We start from the raw sequence: 16,341 nt of genomic DNA on the forward strand, positions 1-16,341 counted from the left end.
GATAAATTTATAAAATGGCCAATCTTCTATTTAATCAACTTCGAAATCAAATCCAGCAATTCAGCGAAATCAATGGGCTTTGACACATGTCCATTGACGCCCGCTTCGAAGGCAGCCTTCTTTTCTTCCTCGAAGGCGCTTGCCGACAACGCAATAATCGGCAACCGAGACTTGCGGGGATTTTCCAATTTGCGGATTAGCGCCGTCGTTTCGAAGCCATCACCGCGAGGCATCTTCAGGTCCATCAAAATCAAGTCGAAGGAACCTGCAGGCGACATATCTACCTGGCGGTAACATTCGTTTCCGTTTTCGACGCAGATGATTTCGGCACCAACGCTCTTCAGCAATTTCGATACGATTTCACAAGATTGCGGATCGTCATCAGCCATCAAGATGCTCTTTCCGGAAAGACTCTTCTTGAAAGGTTGCACGCTAGGCGGCGTCTGAACCATTTCATCTTCGGCAATGCGATGGGGAGTCACCACCACCACGCGGGTACCTTCACCCACACGGCTGGTAATATTCACCGTACCATGCATCATGTCCACCAGTTTCTTCACGATACTCAGACCAAGGCCGGTGCCATCAATGCCGCGGGTAAGTGCAGACTGTTCGCGTTCAAAAGCATCGAACACTCTCGGCAGGAATTCTTCAGAAATACCGACGCCGGTATCTTCCACTACCATTTCGATATTGCACATTTCCGGATTTTCATGCGGCAAGTCACGTATCGAGATTCGCACCAATCCACCACCACGCGTGTACTTGATAGCATTACTCACCACATTCATCAGAATTTGGTGGAACTTCACCTTATCCACATAAATGCAACGCGCCTTGACATTTCGAGCAATCTGCAGCATGATATTCTTCTGCCTTGCAGTCTGTTCGAATGTAGTCACCACGTCTTCTGTCAAAGCGGCGGTAAGCACAGGCGTTTCTTCCAGCTTGTTGTAACCCGATTCAATAGAGGTAAGACTCAAGACCGAATTGATCATATCCAGCAAAAGTTTTCCCGCAGACTGGATATTGCCCAAATAGTAATTCAGCAACGACGTTTCCGATTCCGTCAGGTTCAAGTTCTGTACGTACTTTTGAGCCAAGGAATCATAGCCCAGCACGGCATTCATAGGAGTTCGAATATCGTGGCTGATACTAAACAAGAAATTCGACTTCGCCTTGTCGGCACGCTGGGCGCGGTCAAGAGCCTTCACAAGAGCCACGCGCTGTTCGTTCAGTTCCTTACGCTTCTCTAGTTCGGCATTCATGGATTCGTCAATAAGCTTGATACCCATGACAATTTCAGGACGATCCTTAGAAGGCTTTACGAAATGGATTTGCATATAATGAATCGTGCCGCCCTTCGAAATGCGGTAAATGAATTCGAAGTTGTCACGCTTCACGAATTCTCGATTCAAACGATCTAAAGTCATCACCTTGTCAAACAGGGGGCGGTCTTCAAGCAGAACCACACGATTCGCATACAAAGACATTATCTGATCGTAATAGGGAGCATTGTCAAAGACATCCTGCATAAAACGAGTGGCAATCGGATCAATTCTGTAGCATTCACTCTGACCTGTCGTGGAATCGATGACGAAAGCGCTACCATAGGAATCCGTCAACGCATTTATGACATTCAAGTGTTTGCCTTCCATTTCGTTTCGCAAGCGGCGGTTCGTGCGGAAAATGGAATGGAAATAGATGGCAAAGAACAACACGACAAAGAACAATGCCAAAACGGCCTTGATTGCCACAATTCTTGTCACGTTCGCCAGCACATGGTACGGAACCATCTGCACCACAAACCAGCCCACTTCGTTAACGGACATGATACAGGCAATAGAAGATCCGTATTCAGAGGTCACCCTAAAGGCCTTGGGTTCCTTGAGCATGGCGTTCTTCTTGAACACGTTGACTATTTCTTGAGGGAAAAAGTCCTGGGCTCGTTTTTCAAAAGACTCGCCAAAATCAGTATCCATGACATTCGAGGCAACAATATTCAGTTCCCTGTCGCACAAAAGGCCAATGGTCGCTTCCCCATTCACCGTATAATGAAGCATTGGCGCAATGTCTTTTTTCCCTCCAAGGATTCCCGCAATCACACCGATTACGGAATCACCGTAATACAAGGGCGTATACATATTGATTCGCGCTTCGCCGAACTTCTTGCCGGTATAGTCGATCCAAACACCCGATTTACCTAAAATGCCCTGACGGAAAAAATCGCTTTCGGAAACATCCACCGGTTCTTCGTCATAAGAAAGTTTCAGGCCGTCCTTGCGGATATATTCAATCCTTGAAAAAGGAACTTCATCCTTCATCGAAAGAAAAACGGACTCGGGCCTGCGAAGTTCCGGGCCGTCCATCTTTTTCGATACCGAATGGGACACAAGTTTAATGCTGTTTCTTCCAAAATTCAGCGTTTTGGCCAAATCGAGAGAGAGACGCTGCGTTTCTTGGGTAACCGCCTCTTCAATCTGATTAAAATAATATTCCCGTGCACCAACGGCATACACCACCACAAGCACCACCACCGCAATTGCAACCACAATGATTGCAGGGCTCAGGGGCATCAAACGTTTTAACTTTATCTTTTTCATAACTATTTAAATTGTATAGCGCAATAATAAAAAAACATTTTCTAATATGTAGCTCGTATGAGAGATTTTTCCATAGAACACAAGCCACAAAAAGAACGTTGCATCCTTGTGGGAATTTCAACGCCCAAGGTGCGTCCTTGGCTTGCCACCGAACAATTGGCAGAACTGGGCAGGCTTGCAGAAACGGCGGGTGCCGAAGTCGTGCAAAGCTTTTTGCAGCGAGTGCAGAACTTTAGCCCGGCCACCCTCATTGGCGAAGGCAAAGTCAACGAGGTCAAACGCGCCCTAGAAGAATTAGACGCCAAAATGGTGGTATTCGACGACGATCTCTCGGGCTCCCAGGTTCGAAACTTGGAACAGCGCCTCCCCGGAATCAAGGTTCTCGACCGCACGGGACTCATTCTTGACATTTTCGCAAAGCACGCCGTAACGGCAGAAAGCCGACTCATGGTAGAAGTAGCCCAGCTCCAGTACATGATGCCGCGCCTGACCGGTGCCTGGACTCACCTTTGCCGCCAGCACAACGGAGGCATCGGTACGAAAGGTCCTGGCGAAACCCAGCTGGAAACCGACCGCCGCATGATACGCAAGCGCATCCAGGAACTTAAAAAGAAGCTGGAAAAGATTGAAGACGCCAGAGAAAGCCAAGCACAGAACCGCAACGATATTTTTCACATCGGTGTCGTGGGCTATACCAACGCAGGCAAGTCCACGCTAACCAACCGCCTGACCGGCGCCGACGTGTATGTAGAAGACAAGCTCTTCGCAACGCTCGACAGTACCACCCGAAAGCTTTACCTGGACGGCGAAAACATCATTTTGTCCGACACCGTAGGCTTCATCCGCAAACTTCCGCACAACTTGATTGAGACTTTCAAAAGCACCTTGGGTGTGGCCGCACACGCCGACTGCATCTTGGAGGTGGTAGACGGTTCCGCACCCGATTACCGCGAGCACCTGGAAGTCACACACCGCACGCTCGAAGGGATTATCAGCCCCGAAACGCCAAGAATTCGCGTTTTCAACAAGGCCGAAATCTGCGACGAAGCCCGCCGCACGGAACTCCGCGAAAATTACCCCGAAGCAATCCAAGTGAGCGCCCGCGAAAACATTGGCATGGAACTGCTGCGCACCGCTTTCAAGGAACAGCTGGCCGAATGGCACAAAAAGCGCGAAGCCCACGAAAAGAGCGAAAAAGAACGTTCCGAAGCGCCTTGGAAAGAGATATAGGCCTTTATCAGAAATACCTAACTATATTTAGGACGATATTAAATCACTTAAAAGGAGCATAAAATGAAATCCATGAAACTCTCTGCAATTGCTTTGAGCCTCGCTGCCGCAGGCGCCATTGCACAGACAGCCCCTGCAGCTGCACCTGCCGCAGCTCCGGCTGCTGCCCCTGCTGCCGAAGCACCCGCTGCCGCCCCCGCCGCAGCCCCTGTTGCCGAAGCACCGAAGGCCGACTCCACCGCCGCACAGCCTGCAGCACAGCCGGCCGCCACCGAACAGGCTGCCGCTCAGCCGGCTCCCGAAGCAAAGCCCGCTGCAGAAACGCAGCCCGCTGAAGCCGCCAAGGCCGAAGAACCTAAGGCCGCCGAAGCCGCCCCCGCTGCTGAACCCGAAAAGAAAGAAGAAGTCGCCAAGGCCGAAGAGCCGAAAGCAGAAGAATCTAAAGCCGAAACAAGCGGCGCCTCTATTGTCGAACGCCTGAACATCACCAAGGCTGACGCCGAACCCGAAGCCAAGAAAGCCATCGAATTCAAGATTTCCGGTCAGGCCGAATTCGACGCCTACGCCAGCTGGCGTAATGACAACGAAAAAGACCTCTACCATAGCTTCGCCTCTACTGTTGACGTAGACTTCGAAGTCAAATTCAACGACCAGTGGTCTGCACAGGTCGAAATCGAAGCCGATGGTAGCGGCACGGCTCCGGGCGCCTACTACAACGGCGCATTTGTCAAGTACACCAAGAGCGATAATTTCGCACTGAAGTTCGGTGACCTGAGCTTTATGGAAGGCGCCTTCAACTACTACAGATACGATGACCCTGCCGACTACGCCGCCGGCATGGCAGAACACGACATTCGCGGCCTCGAACTCGACCTTTACGGTCTGCAGCTCGGCCTCGGCTTTACCGCCGACGAAGATGACGCCACTTGCAACGGCATCGCACTGGATGACAACGGCAATCCGCTGCCCGTAAACGATGTCTGCAAGAGCTACGATGCCCATGTCGCCTACCAGTTTGACTTTGCCGGTCAGACCCTGCGTCCGTTCGCCCACTACAAGAGCTGGCAGGAAGCCAAGTCCAACGAACTCCACGCTGGTTTGGATGCCGCTCTTGAATTCGGACCGTTCGCCATCCACGCCGTTTACGGCCTGCATGCCAACAACCTGACCGAAGACGAACCCGAAGCCACTCACGCCTTCTTGGCAGAACCCACCTTCAAGGTTGCCAACGTAACCGTCAAGGGCGGATTCTTCTACGCCATGTTTGACGATGACGCCCCCACCGTCCACGGCACCGAAATTCCGGAATACATGTTTGCCTACGGTGAAGGCATCATCAAGTTCGTTGACGCATTCGCCCTCGGTGCTGTTGGCGAATTGCACACCAACTCTCTCGATGACGACACCGATCTCGGCACGCTCGAATTCGGCGCCCGCCTCTACTTCAACCCGGTTGACGGTCTTGAAGTCACGGGCTTTGCCATGGCCATTCTCCCCATGGGTGACGATTGGGAAAAGATTGGCCACGAAGCCGCCGTTTCTACCGAAGACTACGGCGAAGATATGAGCCTCAAGTTCGGTGTTGAAACCGTGTTCAGCTTCTAACCGGCGTTCTTTTGCCCCTTTGTGCAGTAGTGTCATTTTTTTGACACTACTTTTTTTTTATATTGTGTCCGTACGTTGAAATTTAAGCCTTAAAACGCATTTTTTGAATATGAGCGAAGAAATTAAAGATTCGACCCTTGGACTTTCGAACGTTAACCACCTTGAAAAACTCTACGACGGGTGGTTCCTGGACTACGCCAGCTACGTAATTTTGGACCGTGCCGTTCCGTACTACGAAGACGGACTTAAGCCGGTGCAGCGCCGTATTTTGCACTCCCTTTTCGAAAACCACGACGGCCGCTACCAGAAGGTGGCCACCATCGTCGGTCGAACCATGGCCTACCACCCGCACGGTGACGCCTCCATTGGCGATGCACTCGTCGGCCTCGGCCAGAAGAATTTGCTGATTGATACCCAGGGTAACTGGGGTAACCCCTTCACGGGCGACCGCGCAGCAGCCCCCCGTTATATCGAAGGCCGCCTCACGCCGTTCGCAGTCGATGTCGTATTCAACCCCGAAACCACCGAATGGATTCCGAGCTACGATGGCCGTAGCCAGGAACCGGTGACGCTCCCGGTCAAGTTCCCGCTGCTTTTGGCGCAGGGTGTCGATGGTATCGCCGTAGGTCTTTCCACCTCGATCCTCCCCCACAACTTCAGGGAACTCTGCGAAGCAAGTATCGCCATCCTCAAGGGCAAGAAGTTTACGCTGTACCCGGATTTCTTTACCGGTGGCATTATTGATGTGAGCGACTACAACGACGGCCAACGCGGCGGCAAGGTCCGCGTGCGCGCCAAGATTGAAAAGGTCGACAACAAGACGCTCGCCATCCGCGAAATCCCGTACGGCACCACCACCGTAAGCCTGATCGAAAGTATCGTGAAGGCAAACGACAAGGGCAAAATCAAGATTAAGCACGTCGATGACAACACGAGTAAAGAAGTTGAAATTCTCGTGCACCTGCAGCCGGGCACCGACCCGCAGGTCGCCATCGACGCCCTCTACACCTTTACCGACTGCGAAAAGTCCATTTCTCCCTGCACCTGCGTGATTGTCGACAAGCACCCGAAATTCCTCGGCGTCTCCGACATTCTGCGCATGAATACGGAGCACACGGTCAAGCTCCTGGAATGGGAACTGGCCAACGAACTTAAGCACCTCGAAGACAAGTGGCACATGACCACGCTCGAAAAGATCTTTATCGAAAAGGAAGTCTACGAGGTCATCAAGAAGGCGAAGGACCGCGAACAGATTATCAACTTCGTACGCGAAGGCCTTATGCCGTACGTGAAGCGCCTGCACCGCAAGGACATCACCGACGAAGAAATCGGCAAGCTCATCGAAATTCCGATCCGCCGCATAAGCCATTACGACCGCGAAAAGGCCGACCAGCTTTTGAAGGAACTGGAAGAAAGTATCGCAACCTGCAAGTACAACCAGGAACACATTACCGACTACACCATCGAGCACTTCAAGAACATTCTCAAGAAGTATGGCGAAGGCAAGGAACGCCGCACGCAGATTGCCGAATTCGGCAAGGTCGAAGCAGTGCACGTGGCTCTTGCCAACCAGAAGCTCTACGTGAACCGCAAGGAAGGCTTTGTGGGCACCGGTATGAAGAAGGAAGAATACCTCTTCGACGTGTCCGAATACGACGACTTGATCGTGTTCAAGGCCGACGGTAGCTTCAAGGTTGTTAAGGTTAGCGACAAGGACTTTGTGGGCAAGAACATCTTGCTCGTGGAAAAGTTCAAGAAGGACGACGACCGCCACATTTACAACGTGATTCACCAGGACGGCAAGGACGGCGCTTACTACATCAAGCGATTCAACGTGGGTGGCGTTACCCGCGACAAGGATTACTTTATGGGTAAGGGCAAGCCCGGCAGCAAGATTCTGTACATGTCGAGCAACCTGAACGGCGAAGCCGAAGTCGTAGAAGTCACGCTGAAGCCGCGTCCGCGCACCAAGCTCAACTTCGAGGTGGATTTCAGCTCCATCGATGTGAAGGGCCGTGGCGCCATGGGTAACATTGTAACCAAGTACCCGGTCAAGAGCATCAAGCGCGTCCGTAAGGGCGTGAGCACCTTGGGCGCCCGCGTTCTCTACTTTGACGCCCTCGCCGGCATCATCAGCACCCAGAAGAAGGGCGACCGCATCGGTGAATTCGGCGAAAAGGACAAGATTCTCATTGTCAAGGAAAACGGCACCGCCCGCGTTCACGACATGGCCGACCCGATTCTCGTGGGAACCGGTATCAAGTACGTCCACAAGTTCGATCCGGAACAGGTCTTTACGATTCTCTACTTCGAAGGTGGCAACTTCAACTACATGGTCAAGCGTTTCAACTTGGAAGGCTGCCCCATGACGACCGAATTCAGCCTCGTGTCTGATCACAAGAACACGCAGATGATTGAATTCTTCGCCACCGAAGACGCCCGCGAGCTCATGGAATACCAGGTGGGCCGCGAAGTCCAGAAGGAAGAGTTGGACCTCACCGAAGTCGCTGAAGTCAAGGGCTACAAGGCTCTGGGCAGCAAGTTCACCGCCAAGAAGGTGAAACGCGCCACCCGAATCTCCCCGCCCGACACCTTCGATGACGGGTCTAACGACGAAGAAGTCGAAGACGAATCCGACCCGGAACTCTTCGACTAAGCCTTTAATCAAGCCCGCGAAAGCGGGCTTTTCTTTTTTTTAGTTTATATTTATAGCATGACTGATAAGATGAAAGGTCGGCTATATACATGGTTAGTTTTCGGATTTATTCCCGGTAGGGGTAATTCATTTTTTGTAGACAATTATTTGAACGAAGAACCCGTAGATTATCGTGATTCATCAGATATCTTTGACGAAGCTTTAGGTCTAAAGAAGCCCGAAGAACGCGAAAAAACGTTCGACGAGCTTATCGCCAAGAAGCCTACATCCAATCGCTGAAGCTGGAGTCACTGGGCATGCGCCAGTCGGCTCGCGGCGACAGGGAGATTGTACCGACCTTCGGGCCATCAGGAATACAGCTGCGCTTGAACTGTTGCGTAAAGAACCTGCGCACGAATACGGCTAAAGCCTTCTCCAATTCTTCGTCGCTGAACTTGCCCGCAAAGGCGTACTTCGCAAGGAACAGGAGCTTTTGCGGAGCAGCGCCGTATTTTGCGAAATGGTAAAGGTAGAAGTCGTGGATTTCGTAGGCGCCCAAGATGCTTTCGGTCTTCTGCGCAATCTGGCCATTCACATCGGCAGGCAAAAGTTCCGGCGACACCGGCGTATCCAAGATATCGCGGAGCACGTCGGCAAGTTCCTTTGCAGTCTTCTTGTCGGCGGTAAAGCTTTCGGCATGGTCAGCATACCAGCCCACCACATGACGCACCAGCGTTTTCGGAATATCGCAGTTCACCGCATACATGGACATGTGGTCCGCATTGTAAGTGCTCCAGCCGAGCGCAATTTCAGAGAGGTCGCCCGTACCGATCACGATTCCGCCCACGCTGTTGGCGATATCCATCAGAATCTGCGTACGTTCGCGGGCCTGCACGTTTTCATAAGTCACATCGAGCGTTTTCGGGTCATGTCCGATGTCCGCAAAATGTTGCAGGCAAGCCTTCTGAATGTCGACGGTGCGCAATTCCACGCCCAAGAGTTCCGCCATCGTGACGGCATTATTCTTGGTACGCTTGGTCGTTCCGAATCCAGGCATCGTAAGCACCAGGATTTCAGAAGCAGGACGTTTCAAAAGCTTAAATGTTTCGGCGACTACGAGCAGCGCCAAAGTCGAATCGAGTCCACCGCTAAGGCCAATCACCGCGCGCTTCGAATGCGACGCTTCGAGTCGCTTCGCAAGTCCTGCACATTGGATATTGAAAATCTCGGTGCAGGACTTGTCGCGAGTTTCGATGTTGCCCGGCACAAAGGGCATCGGCGCCACAAAGCGATACTTCAACGAATCAATCGAACGCAGACAAGCGAAACTCGCCGCGCGCGCATAGAAGCTCCGGCTGTCGAAATCCTGGAACGAGCCTTCGCTCAAGCGCTGCATATTCAAGCGTTCCACATCGACATCGGCGTAAATAATTTCAGATTCGCGGCTAAACGGCTTGCTTTCGGCAATCATGCTGCCGTTCTCGGCAATCATCAAGTGACCGCTAAAGACCATATCCGTCGTCGATTCATGCACGCCCGCCGACGAATAAACGTAGGCAGCCATGCAACGTGCCGACTGGTTCATCACCAGGTTACGGCGATAATCGCGCTTGCCGACCAAGGCATCGCTTGCCGACAGGTTCACAATCACGTTCGCGCCAGCCAGGGCAAGTTCGCCGCTCGGCGGCACCGCCGTCCACAAGTCTTCGCAAAGTTCCACGCCCACGCGGACTTCAGAGCCAGACTTTCCGGCAACCGTAAAGAAGTTCGTCACCGGCACATTGCCAAAGCCCTCGACAGGGCAAGTCGTCGGAGCGCGCAACAAATCGCGACCACTCGAGAAATGGCGCTTTTCATAAAATTCACGCTGGTTCGGCAAATGAATCTTGGGCGTCACCGCCACAAGTTTACCCTTCTGCAAGAATGCGGCGCAGTTGTAAAGGCAACCGAACATGCGGAGCGGAAGCCCCACCGCAATCACCGTATCGCTCTTTGCAAACGCTTCTGCAATCTTCGAAAGCGATTCCACGCTTTTCTTGAGCAACAGCTCCTGATGGAACAAGTCGCTGCAGGTATACCCCGTAATGCAAAGCTCCGGGAACACGACGAAGGCAGCGCCTCCGTCAATAGCCTCGGTAGCACAGCGGATAATTTCGGCTGTATTGTAGGCGGTATCGGCGACTTTCAGCGTCGGGCAAACAGATGCGAATCGGTAAAATCCAAACATAACCTAAATATAGATTAGTTTGGCCCTTGTCAACGCCCGGACTTGATTCCGAGTTTATTCATTCGGTAATTCATCATGCGCGGAGACACGCCCAAGTCGCGGCCAGCGGCAGAAAGGTTACCGTTATTGCGCTTAATGGCCTCGGTAATGATTTCACGTTCGTAATTGTTCATCATCACGTCCAGCGGGGCAATCTTTGCGCCAGAAACATCCACCGAGCCCACGCTCAAGCTAGTCTGCAGAGAAGGCGGCAGGTTGTAACTGTGAACGCAGTCGTCCGTAGCAGTAAGCACTGCACGTTCGATGCAGTTTTCCAGTTCACGCACGTTACCCGGCCAATGGTAGCTCATGAGCAAGTTGATCGCCGTCGTCGAAAGGCGCGCCACCTTCTTGTTGTAGCGCAGATTCATCTTTTCAATGAAGTGCTCCGCCAGCAAGATAATGTCGGACTTGCGCTTTGCCAAATCGGGCATGGTAATCGGGAAAATGTTCAAGCGGTAGAACAAGTCTTCGCGGAACTTGCCCTGCGCAATCAGCTCTTCCAAGTTACGGCTCGTAGCAGCCAAGAATCGCACATCGGAATGAAGTTCTTCGTTACTGCCTACGCGGCTAAAGGTACGTTCCTGCAAGAATCGCAGGAGCTTCACCTGAGTCTGCATCGTAAGGTCGCCAATTTCGTCGAGGAAAAGCGTACCACCGTCAGCAGCCTCTGCACGGCCAATGCGGCGGTTCACGGCACCCGTAAAGGCGCCCTTCTCGTGACCGAACAATTCGCTTTCCACCAGGTTTTCTGGGAGGGCGGCGCAGTTCAGCGTAATAAAAGGCTTATCCTTTCTTGCAGACAAATTCACAATCGCACGGGCAATCATTTCCTTACCCGTACCGCTACCACCACGAATCAAAACCGTGGCATCGCTGGGAGCCACCTGGCGTACCTGCTCGTAGATCATCTGCATTTCGCGGCAGTTACCCACCAGGTCACCGGGGTTATTCGAAAGCATGTCACGAAGCCTGCGGTTTTCTTCGAGCATGGTTTCACGCTCGTTGTGCAGCTCGATGCATTCGTTGGCGGCATCACCCGTAATATTTGCGATAATTTCCAGCAGAGCGACGTCGCGATCCAAATCCGTAGAACCATCTACCGGGCGATCGATGGACAAGGTACCGATCACATCGCCGTCGTGAATCAGCGGCACGCAAATAAAAGCCACCTGGGTTTCGTAGTGACGGCTACCCGTACGGTTCAAGAAGCGGGAGTCTTTGCGCAGGTCCGGAATCACATGGCTCACGCCGCGTTCGGCGACATGGCCCGTAATACCTTCACCCATGCGGTACAAACCGCGCTGCTTTTCAGATTCATCCAGACCGCGGGAGGCTTCGATTTTAAGAGTATCGCCGAACAGGAGCGCAAAAGTACCGCGCAACATTCCAAGTTCAACTTCCAAGATGCCGAGTACGTTTTCCAGCAATTTCTCCACATTACGTTCGTGAATAATCGCGACGCTAATCTTCTGGATAACAGAAATTTCTGGACCTATTGGTGTGGGCATGGACATAAGATAGTAAAAGAGGTTTGAGGTTAGAGCTTTTCCCTGATTCTCCTAAGGGCTTCACAGGTGCGTTCATAGTCACCGAAGGCGGTCAGGCGGAAGTATCCTTCACCGCAAGGGCCAAAGCCGCTACCCGGAGTACCCACGACTTCGCAGGTAGAGAGTAGGCGGTCAAAGAAATCAAAGGATTTTTCACCGTCAGCGATTTTCCACCAGATGTACGGAGCATGTTCGCCACCGAACACCGTGTAACCCGCGGCCGTCAGTTCCTTGCGGATAACGCCAGCCGTGCGCATGTAGCCGGCAATGACTTCCTTGGTCTGCTGCCACCCAATCGGGCTGTAAATTGCCTCGGCGGCACGTTGCGTCACGTAGCTTACGCCGTTAAACTTGGTGCACTGGCGACGATTCCACATAGAGCGGAGTTTCGAAAGTTCGTGCGGAATCACCGTGTAGGCACAACGCACGCCCGTAAAGCCAGCTGTCTTACTGAAGCTACGGAATTCAATGGCGCAAGTGCGTGCACCCGGAATTTCGAAGATAGAATGCGGCAGCGATTCGTCCTGGATGTAGCAGTTGTAGGCGCCGTCGAACAAGATCAATGCACCGTTTTCGTTGGCGTAGTTCACAAACTTCTGCAAGGTTTCGCGGCTGAGCACCGTACCAGTCGGGTTGTTCGGGCTGCAAAGGTAAATCAGCTGCACCGGTTCCTTGGGCAAATCCGGCTGAAAGTTGTTTTCAGCGGTCGAAGCAAGGTAGGTCACCTTAGAAAAATGTCCGTCACTTTGCAACACGCCTGCACGGCCAGCCATCACGTTGGAGTCCAGATAGACCGGGTAAACCGGGTCCGGAATCGCAATCTTTACATTTTCTGTAAAAAGCTCCTGGATGTTTGCCACATCGCACTTGGAACCGTCGCTAACGAAAATATCGTCCGGATCCATTTCGATGCCGCGGGCGGTGTATTCACCACGGACGATTGCTTCGCGCACGAAATCGTAACCCTGTTCGGGGCCATAACCGCGGAATGTTCCCTTCACAGCCATTTCATCCACGGCCTTGTGCATGGCCTTGATGACTTCCGGGATCAAGGGCGTGGTCACATCGCCAATACCCAGGCGAATAATGTCAGCATCGGGTTTCTTCGCCTGATATTCCTTGATTTTCTGGGCGATAGTCGAGAAAAGGTAGCTGCCGGGCAGCAAGTCGTAATTTGTATTGATGATTGATGAATTCATAATAATAGTAGGAAGTAGGAAGTTGGAAGTAGACAGTGATTAACAGTGTGGGATGTGAAGTTTTGAATAGTCTTTCTCGATGCTCAGAGGGCGAAGCCCGTCCTCAAAGCGAGTTTACGAGCGACCTCACGCCTCAATCTCTCCTTTAAATACTTCTTCTGCAGGGCCGGTCATCAAGACGGGGCCACCTTCTTCGTGCTTGATGTGGAGGACACCGCCATCGAGAACGATGTCGGCTTCGACGCCCACGCGGCCAGTGCGCTGGGCCGCAACGAGGGTTGCGCAACTGCCCGTACCACAAGCCATCGTAACGCCGCAACCTCGTTCCCAAACCCGCATGCGGATTTGGGTGGGCGTCACCACCTGTGCAAATTCAATGTTGCAGCGATCGGGGAACTGCTTATCGACTTCCAGGATGCTTCCCCACTTTTCCAGCTGAATCTTTTCAATGTCATCCACGAAAATCACCGCGTGCGGATTTCCCATGGAAACCGTCTCAGCCGTAAAGTCAAAGCTATCGGCCGTGAGCTTGATGGAACCCAAGAAATTCCTCGGAAGTCCCATATCGACGCACACGCGACCATCGTCCAACAGAGCGGGCTTCACCAAGCCACTCTTGGTATGCAGATTAAACACTTTAGTATTGGCGTCTTTTGCAAGACCGCGGCTGCGAATGTACTTGGCCACGCAGCGCGTTGCGTTACCGCACATGGCCGCTTCAGAACCATCTGCATTAAAAATGCGCATTTCGAAATCAACGCCGTTTGCAACAGGCTTTGCCAGAGGGCCTTCGCTAATCTTGTCGATTACCAGGCAACCATCGTTATCCATCGGAGTCACGATGACCACGCCATCGGCACCGATACCGAAACGGCGGTCGCAAAGTTGAATAACACGTTGTTCGAAATTATCGCTATAATCTAGCGACACACCCGGTTCCAGCAACACGAAATCGTTGCCCAACCCGGTCCATTTTGAAAAATTTATTGGCATAATTCAGTTCTCTTTATAATTTTCCCCGCCCCATTTGCAAAAAATGTGCCAACTTTACAAAAATTGTTAAATCTCGCTAAAAACGCCAATTTTATTCAAATTTCAAAGAAAACAAAATTTTGAAATATTACATTTTCTGTAAATCTAATAAACTAACTTTACATTTTATGTAAATTCCAAATGCAGGGCAGAAGGGGTGAAAATCCCCACATTTCGGCATTCTGGCGTATATAGAATAGATACACCCTCAACAAAACAATTGACAAGTACAATTTTATATCATAGAGTCTCATTCGGCACGAATTTATAAGCCCACATTCGGCACGAATTTTGCTATCTTTAGCCGCGAAAAATTATCTTCAAGGATACAACCATGAAACGTACACATAACTGCGGCCAGCTTCGCAAGGAAGATGTTGGCCAGACCGTAACACTCGCCGGTTGGGTGGATCGCCGCCGTGACCATGGTGGTGTGATTTTCGTTGACCTCCGCGACAAGTATGGCAAGACCCAGATCGTTTTCAACCCCGACTACAACGCCGACGTGTTGAAGACCGCCGAACAGCTCCGTAACGAATACGTTATTTACGTGACTGGTAAGGTCTACGCCCGCGAAGAAGGCAACACCAACGAAAAGCTCGCCACGGGTGAAATCGAAGTCAAGGCCGACAAGCTCGAAATCCTGAACGCCGCCCTCACCTCTCCGCTCGCCATTAACGACCCGAACGAAGAATGCAAGGAAAACGACGACCTCCGCCTGCAGTACCGCTACCTGGACCTCCGCCGTCCGTGGATCCAGAAGAAGCTTCTCCTCAAGAGCCGCTTCCTCAAGGCCGTGTACGACTTCTTCTATGCCAACGGTTTTGAAAACATTGAAACTCCGTGCCTTTGCAAGTCCACTCCGGAAGGCGCACGTGACTACCTCGTGCCGTCCCGCGTGAACCCGGGCAAGTTCTACGCCCTCCCGCAGTCTCCGCAGCAGTACAAGCAGCTCTTGATGATTGCCGGTATGGACCGCTACTTCCAGATTGCCAAGTGCTTCCGCGACGAAGACCTCCGCGCTGACCGTCAGCCGGAATTCACGCAGATCGACGTCGAAATGTCTTTCGTCAACCAGGACGAAGTCATGGAAATGTTCGACAAGTTCGTGACTGAAGTCTTGGGCAAGGTTTGGAACTTCGAACCGCCGCGCCACATCCGCCGTATGAAGTGGGCAGAAGCCATGCTCAAGTACGGTTCCGACAAGCCGGACCTCCGCTTCGACCTCGAAATCCACGACGTGTCTGAAATCGGTGCAAAGTCCGAATTCGGCGTGTTCAAGAACTGCGTTGCCGCTGGTGGCAAGATCCGCGGTATTGCAGCCAAGGGTTGCGTTGACTTTACTCGTAAGCAGATCGACGAACTCACCGCTTACGTTGCCAAGTACGGTTCTAAGGGCCTCGTGTGGATGCGCGTCAAGGAAAATGACGAAGTTGAAACTCAGGTCGGCAAATTCTTTACTACCGAACAGCTCAACGAACTCCGCGACGCTGTTGGCGCTAAGTGCGGCGACATGATGTTCTTCATCGCAGGCCCCGAAAAGGTTGCTGCAACCGCTATGGGTCAGCTCCGCTTGGAAGTCGCCCGTATCAAGGGTCTCCGCGATCCGAAGAAGCGTGAATTTGTGTGGATTACCGAATTCCCGATGTTCGAATACAGCGACACCGAAGGCCGCTACATGGCTATGCACCACCCGTTCACCAACCCACTTCCGGAACACCTGGACATGATGCTCGGTGGCAACCTCAAGGATTGCAACGCCGAAGCCTATGACCTTGTTCTTAACGGTGTGGAAATCGGCGGTGGTTCTATCCGTATTCACAACCCTGAAGTCCAGGAAAAGGTGTTCCGCCTGCTCGGCCTTACCGAAGAACAGGTTCGCACCAAGTTCGGCTTCTTCGTTGACGCCTTCAAGTACGGCGCTCCTCCGCACGGCGGTCTCGCCTTCGGTCTCGACCGCGTTGTCGCTACCATGGAAGGTGAAGAATCTATCCGTGACTACATCGCGTTCCCGAAGAACACGAGCGCTTCTAGCCCGATGGACCAGTGCCCGAGCGAAGTGGATCTGCAGCAGCTGCAGGACATCCACATCTCCGTGCAGATGCCCAAGACGGCGGAAAAGAAGTAATAAGTCTTTTCAATAAGATTAAAAGTTCCTCGGTAACTCCGAGGGACTTTTTTTTCATGTGTTTTTTCTCACGAAAACAATTTTTCACATTCA

General features: G+C 52.1%; 10 protein-coding genes. 5 read left to right on the forward strand and 5 right to left on the reverse strand.

Annotated features, from left to right (window positions below):
* Positions 1-26 precede the first annotated feature (26 nt).
* On the reverse strand, positions 27-2,603 hold the full coding sequence (locus BUA40_RS05475) for an ATP-binding response regulator (RefSeq protein ID WP_083585293.1): 2,577 nt from the start codon (positions 2,601-2,603) through the stop codon (positions 27-29).
* Positions 2,604-2,660: 57 nt separating this feature from the next.
* Here BUA40_RS05475 and hflX point away from each other — a divergent pair, with 57 nt between their 5' ends.
* From hflX to BUA40_RS05495, 4 genes are all read left to right on the forward strand, one after another.
* Positions 2,661-3,833: a GTPase HflX gene (gene hflX / locus BUA40_RS05480; protein ID WP_072799250.1), complete on the forward strand. Its 1,173-nt coding sequence runs from the start codon at positions 2,661-2,663 to the stop codon at positions 3,831-3,833.
* Positions 3,834-3,896: 63 nt separating this feature from the next.
* Positions 3,897-5,438, forward strand: a complete 1,542-nt coding sequence (locus BUA40_RS05485) for a hypothetical protein (protein WP_072799252.1) — start codon at positions 3,897-3,899, stop codon at positions 5,436-5,438.
* A 109-nt stretch (positions 5,439-5,547) separates the two neighbouring features.
* Entirely contained in the window at positions 5,548-8,094 is a 2,547-nt protein-coding gene (locus tag BUA40_RS05490) for a DNA gyrase/topoisomerase IV subunit A (protein WP_072799254.1), read from the forward strand.
* Positions 8,095-8,151: 57 nt separating this feature from the next.
* A complete protein-coding gene (locus BUA40_RS05495; protein ID WP_072799257.1) occupies positions 8,152-8,373 on the forward strand; it encodes a hypothetical protein in 222 nt (73 codons plus the stop codon).
* On the opposite strand, the gene BUA40_RS05500 is transcribed toward BUA40_RS05495, so the two are convergent.
* From BUA40_RS05500 to dapF, 4 genes are all read right to left on the reverse strand, one after another.
* Positions 8,357-10,300 (reverse strand): NAD(+) synthase, encoded by a 1,944-nt coding sequence (locus tag BUA40_RS05500; protein ID WP_072799259.1) that lies wholly within the window; start codon positions 10,298-10,300, stop codon positions 8,357-8,359. The two genes, BUA40_RS05495 and BUA40_RS05500, sit on opposite strands and share 17 nt — an antisense overlap.
* Positions 10,301-10,329: 29 nt before the next feature.
* Positions 10,330-11,850, reverse strand: coding sequence for a sigma-54-dependent Fis family transcriptional regulator (locus BUA40_RS05505; protein WP_255369218.1), 1,521 nt, complete (start codon positions 11,848-11,850; stop codon positions 10,330-10,332).
* Between the two features lie 29 nt (positions 11,851-11,879).
* Entirely contained in the window at positions 11,880-13,088 is a 1,209-nt protein-coding gene (locus BUA40_RS05510; protein WP_072799264.1) for an LL-diaminopimelate aminotransferase, read from the reverse strand.
* A 126-nt stretch (positions 13,089-13,214) separates the two neighbouring features.
* Positions 13,215-14,081: a diaminopimelate epimerase gene (gene dapF / locus BUA40_RS05515; protein ID WP_072799267.1), complete on the reverse strand. Its 867-nt coding sequence runs from the start codon at positions 14,079-14,081 to the stop codon at positions 13,215-13,217.
* A 373-nt stretch (positions 14,082-14,454) separates the two neighbouring features.
* Between dapF and aspS the strand changes: the two genes are divergently transcribed.
* Complete coding sequence (aspS, locus tag BUA40_RS05520) at positions 14,455-16,248, forward strand: aspartate--tRNA ligase (protein WP_072799269.1); 1,794 nt, start codon at positions 14,455-14,457, stop codon at positions 16,246-16,248.
* The last annotated feature ends 93 nt before the right edge of the window (positions 16,249-16,341 follow it).

Origin of the sequence: Fibrobacter sp. UWT2 (assembly GCF_900142545.1) — a bacterium.
GTDB lineage: Bacteria > Fibrobacterota > Fibrobacteria > Fibrobacterales > Fibrobacteraceae > Fibrobacter.

Bases quoted from the DNA above. Each gene is read 5' to 3' on its own strand.
- BUA40_RS05475 (WP_083585293.1), bottom strand. From the start codon at position 2,603: ATGAAAAAGATAAAGTTAAAACGTTTGATGCCCCTGAGCCCTGCAATC.
- hflX (WP_072799250.1), top strand. From the start codon at position 2,661: ATGAGAGATTTTTCCATAGAACACAAGCCACAAAAAGAACGTTGCATC.
- BUA40_RS05485 (WP_072799252.1), top strand. From the start codon at position 3,897: ATGAAATCCATGAAACTCTCTGCAATTGCTTTGAGCCTCGCTGCCGCA.
- BUA40_RS05490 (WP_072799254.1), top strand. From the start codon at position 5,548: ATGAGCGAAGAAATTAAAGATTCGACCCTTGGACTTTCGAACGTTAAC.
- BUA40_RS05495 (WP_072799257.1), top strand. From the start codon at position 8,152: ATGACTGATAAGATGAAAGGTCGGCTATATACATGGTTAGTTTTCGGA.
- BUA40_RS05500 (WP_072799259.1), bottom strand. From the start codon at position 10,300: ATGTTTGGATTTTACCGATTCGCATCTGTTTGCCCGACGCTGAAAGTC.
- BUA40_RS05505 (WP_255369218.1), bottom strand. From the start codon at position 11,850: ATGCCCACACCAATAGGTCCAGAAATTTCTGTTATCCAGAAGATTAGC.
- BUA40_RS05510 (WP_072799264.1), bottom strand. From the start codon at position 13,088: ATGAATTCATCAATCATCAATACAAATTACGACTTGCTGCCCGGCAGC.
- dapF (WP_072799267.1), bottom strand. From the start codon at position 14,081: ATGCCAATAAATTTTTCAAAATGGACCGGGTTGGGCAACGATTTCGTG.
- aspS (WP_072799269.1), top strand. From the start codon at position 14,455: ATGAAACGTACACATAACTGCGGCCAGCTTCGCAAGGAAGATGTTGGC.